Below are 20,553 nucleotides of genomic sequence, written 5' to 3' on the forward strand. Positions count from 1 at the left end.
GTTGATCGTACTTAGCTCTTCAACTTTTTGCTCGCGTGTTGTTCGCGTTTATTGCTTGGTTGCTTCTTCTTTCAAAGAAGCGCCCGACACATTGGTTCGTTTGCTTGCTTTGTTCAGTTTTCAAAGGTCTACTGCTTGTTGCCGTAGCAACTTTTATATCTTATCAATTCGACAAGTGTTTGTCAATAACTTTTTGAAAGTTTGAGACAAAATATTTAATCGATTATGTGGTTAACATTTAACCAACAACAACGTTTAATTTAACGCCTTTGTTATAATATCATTTGTTCTTAAATCCGTCAACAACTTTTTTCACTAATAAATTTCAAAAAAATGTGTTGGCTTATTAAGCACATCTATTAATATAGCAATTCTTTGAGTAAAAATCAATAATAAAAATTAATGAAATAAAGAAAAATTTTGAAAACGAACTTTTACGCTTAGTTCGTTTTCAAAGTTCGTTTATTTGTTATTGTTTTCTAAAATTTCCAGAAAAAATCAGTTGGATAATTCGCCCTTTTATTTAAACCAAGGGAAGGCTTATTCTAAAAACAGTTCCTTGACCTAAACTACTTTCTGCTACAATCGTACCTTTATAATTATCTAATAATTTTTTAACAATCGATAAACCTAAACCATTTCCATCTTTATCCCTGGCTCTTGCTTTATCTACCCGATAAAAACGGTGAAAAATTTTATTGAGATTTTCTTGCGTAATACCTTCACCAAAATCTTGTATAGCCAATTCTAATTCTGTTTGGTTACGAGAGATGGAAAGATGGATTTCTTTACGTTGGGTAGAATACTTAATTGCATTATCCATGATAATGATTAAAATTTGTTCGAAATGATCACGATAGATTTTCACTGTTTCTTCTTCATTTAAATCATCATCAATTGTAAACATAAATTCTGGATATAGCATCTTAAAATTGTTAAAGACTTGGTAGACAACCTCTTTAGCTGAAGAAGTTTCGTTCTTATAATAGATATCGACCTGTTCCGCACGCGAAAGATCCAGCATCTCTTGAACTAAAGTTTTCATCCTAGCAATTTCTTGTAAACTGGCTTCTATTGATTCTTCTAAAACTTCTGGATCCTCTTTTCCCCATCGCTGCAACATCTTTAAGTGCCCTTCAATAACAGCAACAGGCGTACGTAATTCATGGGAAACGTCCTCAACGAATTGTTCTTGTTGTTCAGTATAGGAACGCATCCGATCTAGCATATCATTAAATATATCTGATAAGTCCGCCAATTCATCTTTACTTTTTGGCTCAGGAGCATGAATTGTTGTTTGAGGGTCTTTTTGAATATTTTCCATCGTATTACGTAGTGTCTTCAACGGTTTTAAAAAATGAGCGGATAATAAATACCCCAGAATACTGCTTACAACTAAGAACAGAATTTCTAATACAATCAAGGTGAGAAGTAAGTGATTTCGAATATCGTAAAACGAAGAAATATTATAAAAGGCCTGTGCATAACCTATTTTTTCTCGCGTTTCTTTTGAGTAAACTGGCTGTACCAACAAAAAAGCAGGTTGCCCTTTATTCCTTGTAAGTGTAGGCCCTTGGGCGTTTTGTGATTGTAAGTCTAGCTCAACTTGACTTGTCCTAAAAACTAGTTTTTCTTGTAGATCATAAACATATAAGCTCAGATTAACTTGTCCAAATTCGGATACATAACTGCTCTTTTCTTGACTGTCTTTTTCTAAATTACTATTTATATCAGGGAATTCAATTAAATTTTCATAAGAAGTCTGTCTATCTAGTTCCTTATTAGCATCAGCTAAATGCGAAACGGCTTCATAAGTGGTCTGTTCTGCATCTTCTTGCTCTCTTTCAAACATAAGATTAACCGCTGTTTTATATGTAATAACGGCAAAAGCGGTAATGACTACAAATATAAAGAAAGAACTTGCAAAAGCCCACTTTAACGTCAAAGAAGGTTTTCTAAGTTCTTTTTTCTTACTATTTTTTCTTTTCACGAACGCATCACATACCCTGTACCTCGTACTGTTTGTATATAACTTTCTTCATCCGGGAGATCTATCTTATTACGCAAATAACGAATATAAACATCCACAACGTTTGTTTCGATTTCTGTCTGATATCCCCAAACCTTTTTTAGCAAGACGTCTCTTGCTAAAACAACATTTACATTTTCCATTAAAGTTAGTAAAAGTTCGTATTCCCGCTTTGTTAGCTCAATAACTTCTGAGCCACGTCTTACCACACGATTTTCTTTTTCTATAACTAAATCACGATAATTAAGCGTCGTCTGTTTACCAGAATTTTTGTCTCCTTCAATATCAATGCGGCGCAATAAAGCTCGTAACCGTGCCAAAAGTTCCTCAATGGCAAAAGGTTTAACAATATAATCATCTGCACCATGGTCTAAACCAGAAACTCGATCGATCACCGAGTCACGAGCAGTCATCATAATAATAGGTGTATTTTTTATTTGACGAACTCTACGACATATTTCTAAGCCGTTTAATTCGGGTAACATCAAATCAAGCAAAATTGCATCCCAGTCGTTATTTAACGCTGCGTCTAAACCAGTTCTTCCATTATAATGAACCTCGGTATCGTAACATTCATGCTTTAATTCTAATTCAACAAACCGAGCTAAATTTTTCTCGTCTTCAATTATTAGAATACCGCTCATTAAATTTTATTCTCCTTTTTTTGGCTTTATTTACTGTATTAACAATAAAACACTATACAGAGTTTATCATGTCCATACAAAATAAAAAAGAGATTCGTCCGAAAAAAATTAGAACGGACTCATCTCTTTCTTTTTTTATCGTCATTTTTTCTTATTTTTCATCATACCAAGAATAATGGAAAATACCTTCTTTATCTACTCTTTCGTAAGTATGAGCACCAAAGAAATCCCGTTGTGCTTGAATTAAATTAGCAGGTAATCTTTTCGCACGATAAGAATCAAAATAAGCAATCGCTGAGGAGAATGTTGGCACCGGTACGCCAGCTTGCACAGCCACACCTATAACATCTCGCACCGCTTGTTGATATTTTTCCGCAATTTCTTTAAAATAATCATCTAACAACAAATTATCGATATCTGGATTTGTATCATAAGCATCTGTAATTTTTTGTAGAAATTGTGCACGGATAATACAACCCGCACGCCAAATTTTGGCAATTTCACCAAATGGCAGATTCCAATCATACTCATCAGATGCTGCACGCAATTGAGCAAATCCTTGTGCATAACTCATAATCTTGCTGAAATACAACGCTTGGCGAATTTTTTCGAGCAATTCTTTTTTATCCCCTGTAAAGGAATATTCAGGCGTTTTTTGTAAGATTTCACTTGCCTGCACACGTTCTTGTTTAAAGGCCGAAATATAGCGAGCAAAAACAGACTCTGTAATCAAGGGTAGAGGCACACCCAAGTCCAATGAACTTTGACTTGTCCATTTACCAGTCCCTTTATTTCCTGCTGAGTCTAAAATCATATCAACAATCGGTTGGTCTGAACCTTGGTCATCCTTACGTGTCAAAATATCAGCAGTAATTTCAATTAAATAGCTATCCAATTCCCCTTGGTTCCATTCTGAGAAAATATCAGCCATTTCATCAACAGATAATCCTAATACATTTTTCATCAAGTCGTATGATTCAGCAATTAATTGCATATCTCCATACTCAATTCCGTTATGGACCATTTTCACATAGTGACCTGCACCATTAGGACCGATATAAGTAACACATGGCGTACCATCTTCTGCTTTAGCAGCAATTTTTTCTAAAATTGGCGCTACTAAATCGTAAGCTTCTTTTTGACCACCTGGCATGATCGAAGGTCCTTTTAATGCGCCTTCTTCACCGCCGGAAACACCAGTGCCGATAAAGTTAATTCCAGAGTCCGCTAATTCAGCATTTCTTCGCATCGTATTTTCAAAAAAGGTATTCCCGCCATCAATTAATACATCGCCTTGATCTAAGTGAGGTAAAAGTGATTGAATCGTTGCATCCGTTCCTTTACCAGCTTTAACCATTAATACAATACGCCGAGGTTTTTCGATTGCATTAACAAATTCTTCTACACTATAGGTAGCTTTTAAATTTTTATCGGAATTTTCTTCAACAACTGCTTCTGTTTTTGAACCAGTGCGGTTATATAATGCAACGGAATATCCGCGGCTTTCAATATTTAAAGCTAAGTTTTTACCCATCACGGCCATACCGACAACGCCGACTTCTTGTTTTGCCATTTACAGTCCTCCTAAGATTACTTAAATTAATAAACCATTTATATTATAGCGTAAAAACAGACTTATTCAAAGAAAAGCACTGAGATTTCATGATTTATTATTTAGTTTTTACTAAAACATTCTTTCTTTTATTAAGTAAGTGACTGTCTATGAGCTAGTTCTAAAGATCAGCTTGTTTCCCGTCTTTTTCTTGCCAAGTAACTTTATTTGCCTCTGAAAGTTGAAATTTCCGATTCTGCTGCCAATCACTTGGTTCTTGCGCATAAGTCTCAAAATCAATTGACTGAACCAACCATTCCTCCATATCTTCATCAAATTGTAATGTCACAATGGCATTATGGGAAGAATTAGATAGTGTTTCTTCTTGTTTATCTTCTTCTGTTTTTAAATCAACAGAAAGGGTATTGTCTGTATACAGATCAAATGTGACGGTGGGTTCGTCACTTCCTTCAATTTTAAGCGATTCGGTATTCATGATAAACTCTTGAAAAGATTGTTCAATCATTTCAGCATAGGGACGTAGTTCGTCAAAAGTATATTGTAATAATGCCTTCGTGTTTTTCTGAGCTGCATCAAGATTTTCAAAGTTTAAATCATTTTGGATTCCTTGATTCATAGATACATAATAAGAGACCACTTGCTTTAGTAATTGTTCTTGAAAATCTTTACTTTGAACAAAAGATTGTTGTTCATCAAAATCAAAAGTTTGATTTTCACTAGTAAGGTTTTCCCTGTGTTTTTCTTCTGACTTTCCATAGATGGAACTGCTAATACCATAAGAGATTTCATAATTAGCACCAATTAATGGTCCTGCTTTTTCATTCTTATTTTCCACTAAATGACTTCCAACTGATAATGTCACCGTTGTTGTATCTGCTATTTCTAAGTCTACATAACGTGGATATGGCAAAAATTGGGTGGGTTCCCTCCAATCATCTTGATTTCTAGGAGTAAAAATTTTCGAATTAGTCACATACTTTTCTATGTTCGTTTCTTTACTTTCTCCCGAAAAATTACCCGCAAAAATTGCAAAAGTCCGTTTGTTTATTTTCTTTCCATCAGCAAAGCTTGGAACAACTTCTTTAAACTGTTCATAATCTTTTTTCTCAATCGCCTCTGTCAGTATTTTCACCTGATGTTTTGTAGAGTTTTTCCAGTAGTTCCACCCTAACATGACGATAACAACGCTCAATAGCACAGCAAATATTAAGATGATCTTTTTTATTTTATTGGTCACCTAATCCTCCCATAAAACCAGATATTAACCCTTTATAATCATAATTATCATTTGAATCTGAAGTATCGACTGTCCACGTACCATCTTCTTGCGTTAAATTTATTTTATAACCATCTGCAGACATATACTGCGGCTGTTCTACATCTTCCTCGTTAAGTTGTTCTGGAAGCTCCTGCAAAATATATTTTTCGGCATCTTGTTGCGCCTTTTCATAATCGTCATATTTCCCTTTGTTTTCGTCAACAAATTTATTCGTAATAGCTTCAAAGTCAATTTTATTAAAATCAATCACTTCTGGTTTTACATAAACAGATGCATGAGTAGGCGTCAAGGAGGCCATGGTATATTCAACATTTGCTTTTTCCTGATTCGTCTTTTCAAATGCTTCAACTGCTTTTTGTAGCTCACCATCTGAAGGAGAGTAAGCATCAAATTCATTTTTTAATTCATCAATAAAACTTTGGTTAAAATCTGCATGTTCTTCTTCAGTATTATTTTCTAATTGTACTTGCGTATCACTGTCTGAATCTTCTGTATTTTCATCAGCCAAAAATACTTGAGAAATATACTGATCCATCACTTCTTGAACATCTTCTGAAGGATCATTATAATCTGATGGATCTAATGCAATTTCCACTTCTTCTGCATCGGCTTCTTCGTCTTGAGAAGCTGTTGGTGCATATTGTAAATTATATTTTTTATCTTTATCTACTTTAAATACTACATAACCCGAAGTACTTTTTCCTCCAGATAAGTTTGTTCCTCGAAACATTTCAAAGTCATCATCATCTGTATAGATATCAGCATTAGAAATCTGATTATCATCACTATCATAAAGCGATAATTCGCTTGCTGATACCTGTAAGGTCTCTTCGGTATTATTCTTAATGCCCACATTTAGAGCTAGATAACCTTCTCCATCTTCAACTGTTTCGCCGTCTTGTAAAACATAGTCTCCTTGATTAATTTTAACTGTAGCATCCTCTGTTTTACCTTCGGAATTATCTTCCTCAGCGTTATTGTCACTCCCACCGCAACCAGCCAACGCTAATGTACTTGCCAACATAACCAACTTAATAACATTTCTTTTCTTCATATAAAACAGCCCCCTAACATAATAAATAAAATAAAAACAAACACTTCATTTGTCCTATTATACCTCATTTTTTTATAAAATGTCTACATGTCAGAACACAAACAATAAACGATTGTATAAAACAGCCACAATTTATTCTTTAAAATAACATTGATGTTTTTATAAAAAAACAAAACGAACAAAATAAATATAAATCATTTTTTATTTATTTTCAGGGGAATTATCGTTCAATTAAACCATTAACAGGTAAAAATTATAATAATCAAGATGGTAAGTTGCTCTTATGAAAAACATTTCGTTATTTAAAATAAGTTCGGCAAAATAGCCTAAGGTTAATCGTTTATTTTTATTTCCCCATACTACTTTTTAAAATATCTTTATTGCACAAAAAACCTTAGGCACCATGGTCAGCCTAAGGTTTTTGCTCATTTTCTATTTAAATGAATCTATGCTTCTTCTTTTGCGGTAACGTCTTTACCATCATAATAGCCACAATTTGCGCATACATGATGACTTTTTTTCATTTCACCACAATTTGGACATTCGTTCAATCCAGTAATCGTCATTTTGTGATGAGTACGGCGTTTCGCTTTTTTTGACTTCGAAGTTTTTCTAGCTGGTACTGCCATTTACTACACCTCCTTGTAGTGTGATCTATCTATTCAAAGTTTGCTTGAGGTAATTAATCATCTGTCATCTTCTTTTAAATCTTCTAATAATGAAGATAAATCTGCAAGACGAGGATCTGTACTTTTTTCTTTTTCCGCTTCTTTTTGTTTATTGTACTCTTCTTCTGAAATTACAGCCCAATCATCGCCCGAAGGCATTGTGCCATATTTTCTTTCTTCTTCAGTGAGCACTTGCACGGGAATTTCAAGTAATATATTATCAGCAACCGAATCACTTAAGTCCAATTGCTGGTTTTCTAACAGCAATATCTCTTCAACTGATACTGTTTCATCTAGTTGTGCATACTGCTCTGGTGTCATAAACACTTCATCTACCGAAAAATTCATTGGTAATTCTACAGGCTCAAGTGAACGAGACGAAGGCAAAGTGATAGTTGTTGTAACTATATAATGTAAAATATAATCTTCTTTTTCTACCACAACCAAACCCTCAACCTGTACAGGTGCAAGGTCTAAAATTTGTTTGTCTCGAGTCATCAATTCATTTTTAAGGTCAAGTGTTTCATTAAACTGCAGCGGTGTTTCTTGGTTTTTTCTTAATTCTGCTAAAGACCATTTCATTTATTTCACCCCTAAGCAACAAGAGCTATTATACAGACGGAAATTATCTTTGTCAACGAAATATTCGTCACCTGTAAACTCTAAAATGGAAGTAAATATTGCTCTTTTTAGCCGCTATTTACTTACTAATCATAACTAAACAGTTCTATTTTAATTAAACTGCCATCGTTTCTCCACGGTAAACAATGCCACGACGAGAATCAATTGTTACTAATTCACCATCATTAATAATATTCAAAGCATCTTTAGCACCCACAATGACAGGTAAGTCTTGGGTTACACCAACAACTGCCGCATGTGAAGTCAAACCACTTTCTTCTACAACTAAAGCAGCTGCTTTTTCAATAGCTGGCATGTATTCTTTATCTGTTGATGGTACAACTAGAACCATTCCATCTTTAGCTTTAGCCACAGCTTCTTCAGCATTCTTAGCTACAACAGTATTAGCAACTACTGAATGATCGCCAACGCCTTGGGCTTCAATTAATTTTGAGCCAATCATTTGGATCTTCATAACGTTTGTTGTACCACGTTCGCCCACAGGTACACCAGCAGTAATCAAAATCGAATCGCCTTCTTTAGCAAAACCTAATTCCAAGGTTTTCTTTGTTGCTAATTCAAACATATCATCCGTTGTTTCAGGCTTTTCTGTAACTGTTGGATAAACGCCCCAGTTTAACATCAGACCGCGTTTAGTATGGTCATCAAAAGTTACAGCCAAAATATCTGCATCTGGACGATATTTTGAAATCATCTTAGCTGTATGACCAGATTCAGTCGCAGCTACGATACATTTAACACCCAAATTCTTGGCAGCACGTGCTACAGAAAGACCAATTGTTTCCGTAACATCCGTTTTATCAAATTGGTTAATTTGGTAAGAACCAAGTTGTAACATTGATTTTTCTGCTTCTACATCAATACGAGCCATAGTGGTAACAGCTTCAACTGGATAGCTTCCATTAGCTGATTCGCCAGAAAGCATAGTTGCGTCTGTTCCGTCAAAAACAGCGTTAGCAACGTCAGAAGCTTCTGCACGGGTCGGACGTGGATTTTCTTGCATAGATTCTAACATTTGTGTTGCTGTAATAACTGATTTACCTGCAGCATTACATTTTTTAATAATATTTTTTTGCGCCATAGGGACTAATTCAGAAGGAATTTCAACACCCATGTCGCCTCGGGCAACCATAATACCGTCGGAAACTTTCAGTATTTCATCAATATTATCAATACCTTCTTGAGATTCAATCTTAGGAAAGATTTGAACATGAGTCATTCCTGTTTCTTCTAAAATCTCCCGAATATCTAATACGTCTTGTGCTTTACGTACAAAACTTGCTGCAATATAGTTAATATTATGCTGCAAGCCAAAACGAATATCATCAGCATCTTTATCAGTGATTCCAGGTAAGCTGATAGAAACACCTGGCGCATTCACGCCTTTACGTGAACCCAAAATCCCAGGGTTTTGCACTTCAGTAACTAGTTCCCGATTGCTTTCATCTTTTTCTAAAATAAGCATGTCAATTAGACCATCATCAAATAACACGTGTCCACCTTCATGAACATCATCAAAAAGACCTTCATAAGTAACAGAAATTTTGTCTTTTGTACCTTCTAATTCCGCATCCATTGCAATACGTACTCTATCGCCGATCTCAAAAGGGATCTTACCTGTTTCAGTAGCTTGAGCTGTTGTCCGGATTTCAGCACCTTTTGTATCCAAAAGAATCCCTACGTCTATTCCAGTTCTTTCAACTGCTTGATGCACTTTATCCATGCGATCTAAATGCTCATCGTGATCACCATGAGAAAAGTTAAAACGAAAAACGTTCGCTCCAGCTTCAATCAATTTTGCGATCGTATCTACCGAATTACTAGCAGGTCCTAAGGTACTTACGATTTTTGTTTTTTTCATTAATAATATACTCCTTATTTATTTAAAATAGTATGTCTAATTTATCTCATCAAAAGAAAATATCAGAATGACAATTCTTGGTTCAAATCATAAAGGGAAAGATCAGGTTGATGCTTGCCATTTTCTAGTGTATCAACAATATCTGATGAAACGACCTTATTATCAAGCAAGCCAACACAGCGACCACCTTTACCTTCTTGTAAAAGCTCAACTGCAAAACCACCGAACTTACTAGCCAACACACGATCTCTAGCACTTGGTGAACCACCACGGGCAACGTGGCCAAGAATAGAGACTCTTGTATGAAAATCGCCATAGTCTTTTAATTTTTCAGCAAATTCATTAGCGCCCATTACACCTTCAGCTACAACAATTAAACAATGTTTTTTGCCACGATCGCGACCTTCTTGAATACGTTTTGCAACTTTATCCATATGAAAATCATGTTCAGGGATAATAATCTCGTCAGCGCCTCCAGCTACTCCTGCCCATAAAGCAATATCGCCTGCATCTCTTCCCATAACTTCAATAATAAATGTGCGTACATGAGAAGTCGCTGTGTCTCTGATACGGTCCAATGAATCTAGTATAGTATTAGTAGCTGTATCAAAACCAATAGTAAAATCGGTACCAGGAATATCATTATCAATGGTACCAGGAATACCAACTGCTGGATAACCGTGTCTTGTCAAAGCAAGCGCTCCATGATAAGAGCCATCGCCACCGATGACAACTAAGCCTTCAATGCCAAATTTATTTAACTGTTCTATACCTTTTAACTGTCCTTCTTCTGTCGCGAATTCAGGATAACGTGCTGAATAAAGGAAGGTTCCTCCACGTTGAATTTTATCTCCAACATCAGCTATTTCTAAACGACGGATATCTCCAGCTACCAATCCAGCAAAACCATAATTGATTCCGTAAACTTCCATTCCGCTAAAAATCGCTTTACGTGTAATCGCACGAATCGCCGCATTCATACCAGGTGCGTCTCCGCCGCTGGTTAAAATTCCAATGCGCTTCATATTCTACTTCACCTCATTAATAGTATAATATAGCAAATCCAAATGATTGCTTTTAAAACCTTCAATTCGTTTAATATTCTATCATTAATTAAAGTAAATGTCTTGGTAAAACAAGAAAAAAACGTGATTTATGAAAATATTTAATGAAAACATTCCAGAAAATTATTTAAATACAACATTTCCTGAGCCTATAATCTCTTCTAAAGAATTCTGCAAATCTTTTGTATAAGTCACCCAATTTTTTTCCGGTAATAAGCGAGTTTCTCCGGTTTTTTCGTAGTAAATAATAATCGGTACATTACCCCTAAATTGTTTAATCACAGCATGCAAACTTGCGACAAGTTGCTTTTGATCCGCTGCTGCTGGTATCTTCAAATAAGCTGTTTTATCAGCAATCGTATCAGCCAGTGTTTTAGCTACAACCACTTGATTAGCAATCACTTGAAGTTGATCATTATATTTATTTTTTTCCACTTTACCTTCAATATAATAGACCTGATTTTCTTCCAGCTGATTTCTAACTTTACGATACAAGCGCGGAAAGATAGTTACAGAAGTTTCATCCGTTGGATCGTTTCCTTCTAAAAAAGCCATCTGTTCACCCTTTTTTGTTCGAATTTCTCTAATTTCAGTGCCATAGATCAACAAATTGACAGTAGTATTTTCGACAAGTTCAGAAATATCGGTTACTTTTTTTCTTTGCTTGATTTTCTCAAATTGTTCTACAGGATGTCCTGATAGATAAATACCTAAATATTGTTCTTCTAAATTTAATTTTTCCTCCAGACTAAAATCAGTAAGTGCTTCATTTTTTAAAGCCATCATATCTAATAAATCAAGGCTACCTCCACTGTATACTACATTTTGGATTTTACCTTCTAGTTGAGAAATTGCTTGCCGACGATTTTCTTCTAACTCATCAAATGCTCCTATAGCTATTAAGGGACGGATATTTTCTTCTTTCAACCACTTACTATTATATTGATTCATCCGAGTTAGAAACTGATTTAACGAGGCGTAATTGCCATTTTCTCTTCTTTCTGCAAGAATGTCATAAATAAAATCACGACGGATGCCCTTAATACTTCCCAAACCAAAGCGAATTTCTTGCAAAGAGTTTAAATAAAAGGAATACGCACTTTGATTTATCGAAGGATTTAAAACTTTGACACCAGCATTTTTAGCGTCGCTAAGATATTCTTTTAACTTCTTAGGCGTATGCAAGACTGAACGTAACAGGGCCTTATAAAAAGGCGCTGGGTAATGAACTTTCAAATAAGCCATTTGAAAAGCGACAAAAGAATAGGCAAAGGCATGCGAGCGATTAAAACCATAATCCGCAAAACGTTCAATATAATCATACATTTGATTCGCTTTCTCTTGGGTAAAGCCCTTATTTTGTGCACCTTCAATAAAATAGCGTCGTTGCTTGTCTAAAACACTTTTTTTCTTTTTACTTATGGCTCGCCGCAAAATATCAGCCTGACCTAAAGTAAAACCAGCCATTTGCGAAGCAATCTGCATAATTTGTTCCTGATAGACGATAACACCATAAGTATTTTCTAATATAGGCGCTAAACTTGAATCTAGGTAATCGATTTTTTCTTGTCCATGTTTTCTTTTAATAAAGGTATCAATATTTTGCATCGGACCTGGCCGATATAATGCGTTCACTGCTGCAACATCTTCGATTGTTTCAGGAATCAAGCGCCGTAAAACATTGCGAATACCTGCTGATTCAAATTGAAACACACCTGTAGTATCTCCTTTTTGAAACAAGCGTAACGTTTCTTTATCATCTAAAGGAATATCTTTTTGACTAATGTCTTGTTTAGTAATCTTTTGAATACTTTGCAAGGTATCAGCAATAATCGATAAATTACGTAAGCCTAAAAAGTCAATTTTTAACAGTCCAGTTTCTTCTACATCATTCATAGTAAATTGGGTTAACCAAATACCTTCAGAACCTTCTTGTAAGGGAACTAAATCTAATAAGTCTTGATCACTGATCACTACCCCTGCCGCATGAGTTGATACATGACGCGGTAGTCCTTCCAGTGTCTTGGCTGCTTGAAATAACTGTTTGTTCCGTTCATTCATATTGACTAATTCTCGCAGCGCTTTTGACTGATCATAGGCCTTTTCCAGAGTAATTTTCATTTGCTTAGGAATGGCATTAGACCAACGATTTGCTTCACTTTGAGATAAGCCAAAGACCCTACAAGTATCACGTAAAACCATCTTAGCAGCCATTGTCCCAAATGTAGCAATTTGTGCAGCATGATTTTGTCCATACTTTTGCTTTACATATTGTAAAACCTCTCCTCTTTTATTATCAGGTATATCTAAGTCAATATCTGGCATTGTATTACGTTCAGGATTTAGAAAACGTTCGAACAATAAATCATACTTAATTGGATCAACATCTGTAATAGACAAGACATAAGCAGTTAAAGAACCCGCTGCTGAGCCGCGTCCTGCGCCAGTTACAATTTTATTTTCATGTAAAAAGTCCATAACATCCCAAACAATCAGAAAATAATCATCAAAACCCATTCTGTGGATAACTGAAAGTTCATAATCCAAGCGTTCTTGATAACGAGCGTCAACTTTTGCAACTCGTTGGGGGAGTTTTGTTTCACACAGCTCTTTTAAATACTGGCTAGCACTTTTATGATCTTTTATAGGATAATGTGGTAACAGTTTTTGATGTAAAGGAATTTGTGCCTGACAATTTTTTGCAATCATTTCAGTTTTTTGCAAAGCTTGGGGTGCATTTGTTTCATACCAAGCTGCCTTTTTTTCGGCTGCTTCTAAATTTTTAAAAGAAGTAACTCCTTGCATCTCTTGTTGGAGATTTTCTATTTGTTCCCCTTCTTTAATATGATGCATGACTTTTACTGAAAAAGCTTCCTCTGGATAAAGTGAATCTATCAATTGATAAGCAGCCGCTTGTACTCCTTGCTGTTGCATCCATTCATTCATTTCATCTGCTAAAGCTTCTTGATAAGCAACACCATAAAAGAGCTGATCTTTTCCAATGGTTGCTTGCAACGCAGACACTCTATTTTTAGCTATTTTTTCGTCTTCAAAACGTAATTCAGTTAATTCATTTTCAACAGGTAAAATAGCGAATAAGTCGGTTAAGGAAGACTCTTCTAATAAAACTTGTGTCCCGCTCATTTTTTGGCTTGATAAGTGCATAAGCTTTTTGTATCCTTGGTTATTTTTTGCAAATAAAAAGATTTCATGCTCTTTTTGAGTTTGTTGGGAGTAATATTCAAGTAACAATCCGATCACCGGATGTATTTGTTCCCTTTGACAAGCCTTTACAAAGGCTAAAGCACCATAAAGATTATTCCTATCTGTAATTCCTAGATACTTATAGCCCATTTTTTTCGCTAATTGAACATATTGGGGAATTTTGATCGTACTTTGTAATAAAGAGTAAGATGACAATGCTGTTAAATGTGAAGCGCTCAATTTCATGTCTCCCTTAAAAATTATGTAGTAGAAGCGTAAAGTTGAAATGTTTTCACTTTACAAGTTTTTAAATTATGATAAACTGAAACCGAATATGTAAGTATTGAAAGAAGGTGTAGCAATGCGCTACCTTATCACAATTATTTGGTCTTTAATTTTAGGACAGGTTGTTGGTTTTTTGGGCAGTGCGCTAACCAGCACAAACTATGATTTTACCTTGACGGCAATTTGTTCTGTCATTGTCGGTATCATCGTTATAGTTATAGGATCAATCGCTTATCCTAATAAAAAACAAACACACTAATCACTAAAAACCCGTTACTCTTTTTATTGTAACGGGTTTTTTATTCTTTTCAAGCAATTGTTTCTGATTTTAAATTCTTGTACTACTTTATGAGAAATAAAGAATCTTTCAAGACTTCTTATTTCCAAATTTTAAAGTACAGCTAAAATAATAAAATTTAAGATAAACAATAGATCAATGACCCATAAGATAGAAGAAACTTCTTGTGTTTTACCTTTAACAATTTTTACAATCGTATAAAAAATAAATCCAGCTGCAATACCGTAAGAAATACTATAACACAACCCCATAAATATTGAGGCAAAAAAAGCAGGTACTGCATCTTCTAATCGAGTCCAATCAATGTCTTTAAAAGAAGAAAGCATCATAATTCCTACTAGCACTAAAGCAGGAGCCGTTGCTTGGGCAGGAACAAGTGCTATTAATGGAGAAAATAGACTACTCAAGGCAAACATAACCGCTACAGTGACAGAAGTTAATCCGGTTCTTCCACCAGCACCAATTCCAGCTGCCGACTCAACAAAAGTTGTGGTATTTGAAGAGCCAAAAACAGATCCAATCGAAGTAGCTACCGCATCTGCAAATAGCGCACGATCCATCTTGGTATTCATCCCTTTACTATCTTCTAAAGCATCTTCATCTTCTTTTGAAAAAATGCCCGTACGTCGACCTGTGCCTATAAATGTACCGATTGTGTCAAAGGTATCAGATAAACTAAAAGCAATGATGGTCATAATTACCTGTGGGATTTTAGCTGAATCATTAAATAACGATTGCATCCCCTCTTGTCCAAAAGCTGCGCCAAATGTTGTACCTAACTCATTGATTGACTGCATTAGGGAATTCGCTTGCCAATCAATCGTACTTAAATCAACAACCCCCATAAAAATCCCAATAATAGTCGTACTAACAATTCCAATTAATACTGCTGCACGAACATTGGCTACTACTAAAATCGTCATTAAAGCTAAACCAATCAAAGCTAAAAGCATAGGTGCATTATCAAAATTTGATAATGCAGGAACAATGCCTCCATTAATATCGGCGCTCATTATCTCTCCATTTTCTACTGTAGCGTCAATAACCGAATCAGAGTCAGCTGAAAAAGTGAGTAAATTAGCGTTTTTCAAGCCAGAATAAGCCACGAAAATTCCGATTCCACCACCGATTGCATGTTGCATAGTCTCAGGGATAGCCCGAATGATTAATTTACGAATTTTTGTTACTGTAATAAAGATATTAATTAAACCACAAATAAATACCATCGCTAAAGCTTGTTGCCAGCTATACCCTAAACCAAAAACCACTGTATAAGTAAAAAAAGCATTTAACCCCATCCCAGGAGCTTGGGCGTAAGGTACATTAGCAAATAACCCCATGACTAAAGTTCCAATAATTGCAGCAATGATCGTGGCCAAAAATACCGCCTGAAATGGCATGCCTGCCGCTGATAATATTGTAGGGTTTACAAATAAAATATAACTCATAGCAAAAAATGTTGTTACTCCCGCCATGAGTTCTGTTGAAACGTTTGTCCCATTTTCTTTTAACTTGAAAAACTTCTCCATTCCCTCTTTCACTCCTCATATAATTATCATGTTCAAGAAAAATAAGAACACTTTCTAAACTTTAACTTTACTTTGAACAACTATTGATTATAGAGATATAAAATCAACAATTCAATTAAAACTTAACAAAATTAATTCTTCTAAACATAAATGTTCGTATTTTATCGAAATATACAGAGGACTTCTATTAACAATTTGTAAAAGAGAATATTTATGGTAGACTAGATGAAAATCATTAACAAGGGAGATTTTTATGACAAAAAAGTTAATCGCTCTAGATTTAGATGGTACAACATTGAATAGTACTTCGTTGATCAGCACTAAAACAGCACGGATACTACAAAAGGCTAGAGATAAAGGACATGTTGTAAGCATTGCAACCGGTCGTCCTTATCGCATGAGCGCCCACTATTATCAACAGTTAAAATTAGACACTCCCATGGTCAATTTTAACGGAGCATTAGTTCATAAACCTCAACAAAAATGGGCGTATGAAAAAGAGTATTCTATCCAAAGAGAGATCGCTTTTGAAATTCTTGCGCAAAAAGAAAAACTACATTTAGACTTCATCGCAGCCGAAAATCGAGAGAATTTTTTTATCGACAGCCTGCAAAACTTTCAAAAGGACTTCTTTGCCGCAGATACTGCTTCTGATGCCAACCTATTTTCTCAATTAAAAAATAATCCGACTTCTGTCATGCTTAAAACAAAAAACGAATATTCAAGCTTTGTTGTTGAAACGTTGACAAAACAATTTGCAGATGACATTGAAGTGCGTACTTGGGGCGGTCCTAACGCTGTTTTAGAAGTAGTGCCTAAAGGTGTGCAAAAAACGATGGCAGTATCAGTGGTAGCCGAATCAATGCAAATTAAACAAAAGGATATTATCGCCTTTGGTGACGAACATAACGATGTTGAATTACTTGATTATGCGGGTTGGGGCGTTGCAATGAAAAATGGCACAGAACAAGTCAAAAGTGTTGCCAACGACATTACAGACAAAACCAACGATGAAGACGGTATGGTCGAATATTTAGAAGACCTGTTAGCTATCTAATTGAAAAATAATAGCAATCTAGTAGAATCACTTATTGAGTGAAAAATAAAAGACTCTGCTAGATTGCTTTTTCTATAGGTTATAGTCATGATAAAAACTTTCAGCTGAAATGTTTCAAGAAAATAAAAAATGACTCTTGCATTTTTATAAAAAAATGAGAAAATATTATTTGCGGAGAGTTGGCAGAGCGGTAATGCACTGGACTCGAAATCCAGCGAGCCGTACAAAAGCGGTGCACGGGTTCAAATCCCGTACTCTCCTTCCCTCAGGGCAGAAACGTTGATAAAATAGCGTTTCTGCCTTGTTTTTATTTATTGACCCCGTTTTTGACTACGTTAAACTTAAATGATTTCTTTTTTTCAAAAATAAAAAAGCTTAGATAAGGTCATGCCAGCAATTAAAGCGCATACATTCGGCCTTTATCTAAGCAAAAAGATGGGTTGTTAGTTTTTTTACTTCTTTCCGCCACTTAAATTAATATCTTCATAATTACTTTCTAAAATAACATTTACACTGTTTTCTATAATAGTAATCGTTTGTTGGCGTGACGGGACAATAACTTTTGACAACATCAAGGTAGCTAGCCCGGTAATCGTAATCCATGTACCGTGAAAAAGAGCTTCAATATATTCTTCAGATAAGTTCTGATATTCTTTTTCCTGCAGAAGTGTTTCCTTGATAAAATGATAAGAAAGATCATACATCGCTTTACCGCCACCTTTTTCATCAAGGTACATCGCCATAAATAAACGCGGGTTCTTTTGTGCAAAATCAATATAATTAATACTAATATCTATTACTTTATCTCCAGTATGTTCCACACTAAAAACCTTTTTTGTCAGATCGTCAAAGATTTCTTTGATCAAGGTCTGCTTTAAATCTTCCATATTATCAAATTCTAAGTAAATCGGCTGCGTAGACACACCCATTTGGTTTGCCACATTTCGTGCTGTAAAGTTACTAAACCCATCCTTTTCAATCAGCTCATAAGCAGCTTTTAAAATATGTTCTCTTGTATATACTTTATGTCGCATAACATAGCCCCCCTTCTTTTTCTTTACGCCCGTATACTGTTATTTTAACCGACAAATACAATTTTTTAAAGGGATTTATATACGTTTTATAAAAACGGTTATTTGTGTATAATCAACTATTGTTACAGTAAAATTCACATTTTTCTTTTACTTACCTTTTTTATTTCAATCAACAGACTTATTTAACATAAGTAGTATGAGCTTCCTTGTTTAATCACTAAAATCTTTCTTGTAAGTCCCTAGGCAAACAGATAGAATGATGGAAGAGGTTTTTGTATTTTTTATAAGTATTATTGTTTATTTGTTAGACAAGGAGAATAAGTATGGAAAAAACCAAAAATTTATTAATAGATACTTGTTTATTAGCTGGAAAAATCATGATGGAGAGTGGTTCTGAGGTTTATCGTGTAGAAGATACGATGAACCGTATTGCTGAAAATGCAAATGAACCTGATAGTAAAAGTTATGTTACAGCTACTGGTATTTTCATGGGATTGAAAAGTAGTCACTCTACCCAGATTGAAAATGTAGGTGAACGAAATATTAATTTAGAAAAAGTTGAAGCTGTAAACCAATTATCCAGAGAGTTCGCTGAAAAAAGCGTCAATTTAACAACACTCTATCAGCAACTCAAAAAAATTGATAAAAATACTCCTGAGTTTCCACTGTCGATACAAATTCTCAGTGCAGCGTTTTTAAGTGCGTTTTTAATGATTTTGTTTGGCGGTAGTTGGTTAAACTTCATCCCTACGCTATTGATAGGTGGGGTCGGTTATTCTGCAAAACATCTCATTAAACAAAGTTTCGACTTACGTTTTTTTGATACTTTCTTGGCTTCATTGGTCATCGGTTTACTGGCTTTTGCCTTTACGCAAACAAATCTTGCCGTTAGTTTTGATTACATGTGTATTGGCGCGGTTATGCCCTTAGTACCCGGGGTTGCAATTACAGCTTCCTTACGAGATACTTTAGCCGGACATCTTGTTAGTGGACTTGTTCGTGGTACTGAAGCTATTATTGTAGCTGCAGCAATTGCTATTGGCATTGCTTGTGTGCTGTCTATTTTTGGAGGAATTCTAACATGACTTTTTTGCTTCATTTTTCTTTTAGTTTTTTTAGTAGTGTAGCATTTGGCTTTATAGCAAATATCCCGCGTCGTGCACTTTTAGCTAGTGGCTTTACTGGTGCTGTAGGCTGGATGATATATTTTTATTTAAATCAATTATTTCATAACATCGCTTTTCCTAATTTTGCCGCAGCATTTATTATTGGTTGTTTAAGTATCTTTTTCTCAAAGAAAAAGAAAATGCCTATGATCATTTTCTATATTCCAGGTCTAATCCCCTTAGTTCCCGGCGGACCTTCTTATGAAGCGGTTCGGGCTTTCGCTTTGGAAGACCCCAACGCTGGTTTTCAAAAATTAATGGTTGTAACAACTACGGCTATAAGTATTGCGGGAGGCTTGATGGTAACTAGTTTGGTAGAACAAATTATTAATAAATGGTTGCGTTTTAGAAGGGTTTAACAAAATACTAATTTTTTGAAATCGGTCGCTAGTTGCATGCTTTTTTTATAATTCTGATTATAATTATAATTAGAGTGGTAGAAAACAGAGGTGGCATATATTGAGTATTACAACATCAAGAAGACTAATCAACTTCATTTCTTTATGTGGCTTTTTTGCTTTAATCTTTTTAACAGTATATTTTTACCATCTAGGAATTTTCGACGATTTACAAAGTCTACAGGAATTTGTAAGCCAAAAAACATTTTGGGCTCCTTTGATATTTGTTTTGATCCAAATTTTACAAGTGGTCATTCCAATTATACCTGGTGGAATTTCTCTAGCTGCCGGTGTTTTACTTTTTGGACCATTAGAGGGTTTTTTATACAATTATATAGGAATTTGTATCGGTTCTCTGATACTCTTTTGGTTAGGACGCCAATATGGAAGACCCCTTGTTTTGCGCTTAGTAAATGAAAAAACTTACTATAAATATATTCATTGGCTAGATAACCAAAAACGTTTTGATCGTCTTTTTACTTTAGCTATATTTTTCCCTATAGCTCCAGATGATGCTTTGTGCTTAATGGCAAGTTTAACTAAAATTTCTTTTAAAAAGTTTACCTGGATTATTTTATTAGCAAAACCTGCTTCTGTCTTTGCATATAGTCTCGTTTTATTATATGGCAGTGAACACATCATCCAATTTCTATTATAAAAAAATTTGAGGTCATAGTTTAAGTGTCAAACAAAATTTTTGGTCATACTTTGTAATTATGTTATAGTACGAAAGGTTGTTGTTATAAAAAATTTTAAGGAGGGATGTAT

At 34.9% G+C, this 20,553-nt stretch carries 17 protein-coding genes and 1 tRNA gene; 6 read left to right on the forward strand and 12 right to left on the reverse strand.

The window, feature by feature from the left end:
* Positions 1–523: 523 nt before the first annotated feature.
* The 10 genes from AC806_RS08030 to dnaE all read right to left on the reverse strand — a co-directional run bounded on the left by AC806_RS08030 (position 524) and on the right by dnaE (position 14,264).
* On the reverse strand, positions 524–1,990 hold the full coding sequence (locus tag AC806_RS08030) for a HAMP domain-containing sensor histidine kinase (protein WP_069029119.1): 1,467 nt from the start codon (positions 1,988–1,990) through the stop codon (positions 524–526).
* Positions 1,987–2,673, reverse strand: a complete 687-nt coding sequence (locus tag AC806_RS08035; RefSeq protein ID WP_069029120.1) for a response regulator transcription factor — start codon at positions 2,671–2,673, stop codon at positions 1,987–1,989. The genes AC806_RS08030 and AC806_RS08035 overlap by 4 nt, the downstream gene beginning before the upstream one ends.
* A gap of 151 nt (positions 2,674–2,824) precedes the next feature.
* Complete coding sequence (gene gndA / locus AC806_RS08040; protein WP_061841421.1) at positions 2,825–4,246, reverse strand: NADP-dependent phosphogluconate dehydrogenase; 1,422 nt, start codon at positions 4,244–4,246, stop codon at positions 2,825–2,827.
* A 160-nt stretch (positions 4,247–4,406) separates the two neighbouring features.
* Positions 4,407–5,483, reverse strand: a complete 1,077-nt coding sequence (locus AC806_RS08045; RefSeq protein ID WP_069029121.1) for a hypothetical protein — start codon at positions 5,481–5,483, stop codon at positions 4,407–4,409.
* Complete coding sequence (locus AC806_RS08050; RefSeq protein WP_014124291.1) at positions 5,473–6,579, reverse strand: DUF4352 domain-containing protein; 1,107 nt, start codon at positions 6,577–6,579, stop codon at positions 5,473–5,475. Before AC806_RS08050 ends, AC806_RS08045 begins: the two co-directional genes overlap by 11 nt.
* A 446-nt stretch (positions 6,580–7,025) precedes the next feature.
* Complete coding sequence (gene rpmF, locus AC806_RS08055) at positions 7,026–7,208, reverse strand: 50S ribosomal protein L32 (protein ID WP_014124290.1); 183 nt, start codon at positions 7,206–7,208, stop codon at positions 7,026–7,028.
* A gap of 57 nt (positions 7,209–7,265) precedes the next feature.
* A complete protein-coding gene (locus AC806_RS08060) occupies positions 7,266–7,829 on the reverse strand; it encodes a YceD family protein (protein WP_069029122.1) in 564 nt (187 codons plus the stop codon).
* Positions 7,830–7,983: 154 nt separating this feature from the next.
* Positions 7,984–9,750, reverse strand: a complete 1,767-nt coding sequence (gene pyk / locus AC806_RS08065) for a pyruvate kinase (RefSeq protein ID WP_014124288.1) — start codon at positions 9,748–9,750, stop codon at positions 7,984–7,986.
* A gap of 62 nt (positions 9,751–9,812) precedes the next feature.
* Entirely contained in the window at positions 9,813–10,775 is a 963-nt protein-coding gene (gene pfkA, locus AC806_RS08070; protein ID WP_014124287.1) for a 6-phosphofructokinase, read from the reverse strand.
* A 162-nt stretch (positions 10,776–10,937) separates the two neighbouring features.
* Positions 10,938–14,264 (reverse strand): DNA polymerase III subunit alpha, encoded by a 3,327-nt coding sequence (dnaE, locus tag AC806_RS08075; RefSeq protein ID WP_069029123.1) that lies wholly within the window; start codon positions 14,262–14,264, stop codon positions 10,938–10,940.
* Positions 14,265–14,379: 115 nt separating this feature from the next.
* Between dnaE and AC806_RS08080 the strand changes: the two genes are divergently transcribed.
* Complete coding sequence (locus AC806_RS08080; protein ID WP_061840074.1) at positions 14,380–14,562, forward strand: YjzD family protein; 183 nt, start codon at positions 14,380–14,382, stop codon at positions 14,560–14,562.
* Positions 14,563–14,693: 131 nt separating this feature from the next.
* Here the strand turns inward: AC806_RS08080 and AC806_RS08085 are convergent, their stop codons facing one another.
* The gene (locus AC806_RS08085; RefSeq protein ID WP_061840075.1) at positions 14,694–16,130 is read right to left on the reverse strand and encodes an NCS2 family permease; all 1,437 of its coding nucleotides are present in this window, start codon (positions 16,128–16,130) and stop codon (positions 14,694–14,696) included.
* A 253-nt stretch (positions 16,131–16,383) separates the two neighbouring features.
* On the opposite strand from AC806_RS08085, the gene AC806_RS08090 reads away from it, so the two are divergent.
* Both AC806_RS08090 and AC806_RS08095 read left to right on the forward strand, forming a co-directional pair.
* Positions 16,384–17,187 carry a Cof-type HAD-IIB family hydrolase gene (locus AC806_RS08090; protein WP_061840076.1) on the forward strand — a complete coding sequence of 268 codons (804 nt, stop codon included), beginning with the start codon at positions 16,384–16,386 and terminating at the stop codon, positions 17,185–17,187.
* A 173-nt stretch (positions 17,188–17,360) separates the two neighbouring features.
* A tRNA-Ser gene (locus AC806_RS08095) sits at positions 17,361–17,448 on the forward strand.
* 191 nt (positions 17,449–17,639) lie between these two features.
* Here AC806_RS08095 and AC806_RS08100 read toward each other — a convergent pair.
* A complete protein-coding gene (locus AC806_RS08100; protein ID WP_014124216.1) occupies positions 17,640–18,221 on the reverse strand; it encodes a TetR/AcrR family transcriptional regulator in 582 nt (193 codons plus the stop codon).
* A 323-nt stretch (positions 18,222–18,544) separates the two neighbouring features.
* Here AC806_RS08100 and AC806_RS08105 point away from each other — a divergent pair, with 323 nt between their 5' ends.
* The 3 genes from AC806_RS08105 (at position 18,545) to AC806_RS08115 (ending at position 20,443) form a co-directional block, all read left to right on the forward strand.
* Entirely contained in the window at positions 18,545–19,306 is a 762-nt protein-coding gene (locus AC806_RS08105) for a threonine/serine exporter family protein (RefSeq protein WP_014124215.1), read from the forward strand.
* Entirely contained in the window at positions 19,303–19,746 is a 444-nt protein-coding gene (locus AC806_RS08110; protein ID WP_014124214.1) for a threonine/serine exporter family protein, read from the forward strand. The genes AC806_RS08105 and AC806_RS08110 overlap by 4 nt, the downstream gene beginning before the upstream one ends.
* Before the next feature lie 100 nt (positions 19,747–19,846).
* Complete coding sequence (locus tag AC806_RS08115; protein ID WP_014124213.1) at positions 19,847–20,443, forward strand: TVP38/TMEM64 family protein; 597 nt, start codon at positions 19,847–19,849, stop codon at positions 20,441–20,443.
* Positions 20,444–20,553 lie beyond the last annotated feature (110 nt).

This window comes from Tetragenococcus halophilus, assembly GCF_001712815.1.
Classification (GTDB): Bacteria; Bacillota; Bacilli; order Lactobacillales; family Enterococcaceae; genus Tetragenococcus; species Tetragenococcus halophilus.

Bases quoted from the DNA above. Each gene is read 5' to 3' on its own strand.
- AC806_RS08035 (WP_069029120.1), bottom strand. From the start codon at position 2,673: ATGAGCGGTATTCTAATAATTGAAGACGAGAAAAATTTAGCTCGGTTT.
- gndA (WP_061841421.1), bottom strand. From the start codon at position 4,246: ATGGCAAAACAAGAAGTCGGCGTTGTCGGTATGGCCGTGATGGGTAAA.
- AC806_RS08050 (WP_014124291.1), bottom strand. From the start codon at position 6,579: ATGAAGAAAAGAAATGTTATTAAGTTGGTTATGTTGGCAAGTACATTA.
- rpmF (WP_014124290.1), bottom strand. From the start codon at position 7,208: ATGGCAGTACCAGCTAGAAAAACTTCGAAGTCAAAAAAAGCGAAACGC.
- AC806_RS08060 (WP_069029122.1), bottom strand. From the start codon at position 7,829: ATGAAATGGTCTTTAGCAGAATTAAGAAAAAACCAAGAAACACCGCTG.
- pyk (WP_014124288.1), bottom strand. From the start codon at position 9,750: ATGAAAAAAACAAAAATCGTAAGTACCTTAGGACCTGCTAGTAATTCG.
- pfkA (WP_014124287.1), bottom strand. From the start codon at position 10,775: ATGAAGCGCATTGGAATTTTAACCAGCGGCGGAGACGCACCTGGTATG.
- dnaE (WP_069029123.1), bottom strand. From the start codon at position 14,264: ATGAAATTGAGCGCTTCACATTTAACAGCATTGTCATCTTACTCTTTA.
- AC806_RS08080 (WP_061840074.1), top strand. From the start codon at position 14,380: ATGCGCTACCTTATCACAATTATTTGGTCTTTAATTTTAGGACAGGTT.
- AC806_RS08085 (WP_061840075.1), bottom strand. From the start codon at position 16,130: ATGGAGAAGTTTTTCAAGTTAAAAGAAAATGGGACAAACGTTTCAACA.
- AC806_RS08090 (WP_061840076.1), top strand. From the start codon at position 16,384: ATGACAAAAAAGTTAATCGCTCTAGATTTAGATGGTACAACATTGAAT.
- AC806_RS08100 (WP_014124216.1), bottom strand. From the start codon at position 18,221: ATGCGACATAAAGTATATACAAGAGAACATATTTTAAAAGCTGCTTAT.
- AC806_RS08105 (WP_014124215.1), top strand. From the start codon at position 18,545: ATGGAAAAAACCAAAAATTTATTAATAGATACTTGTTTATTAGCTGGA.
- AC806_RS08110 (WP_014124214.1), top strand. From the start codon at position 19,303: ATGACTTTTTTGCTTCATTTTTCTTTTAGTTTTTTTAGTAGTGTAGCA.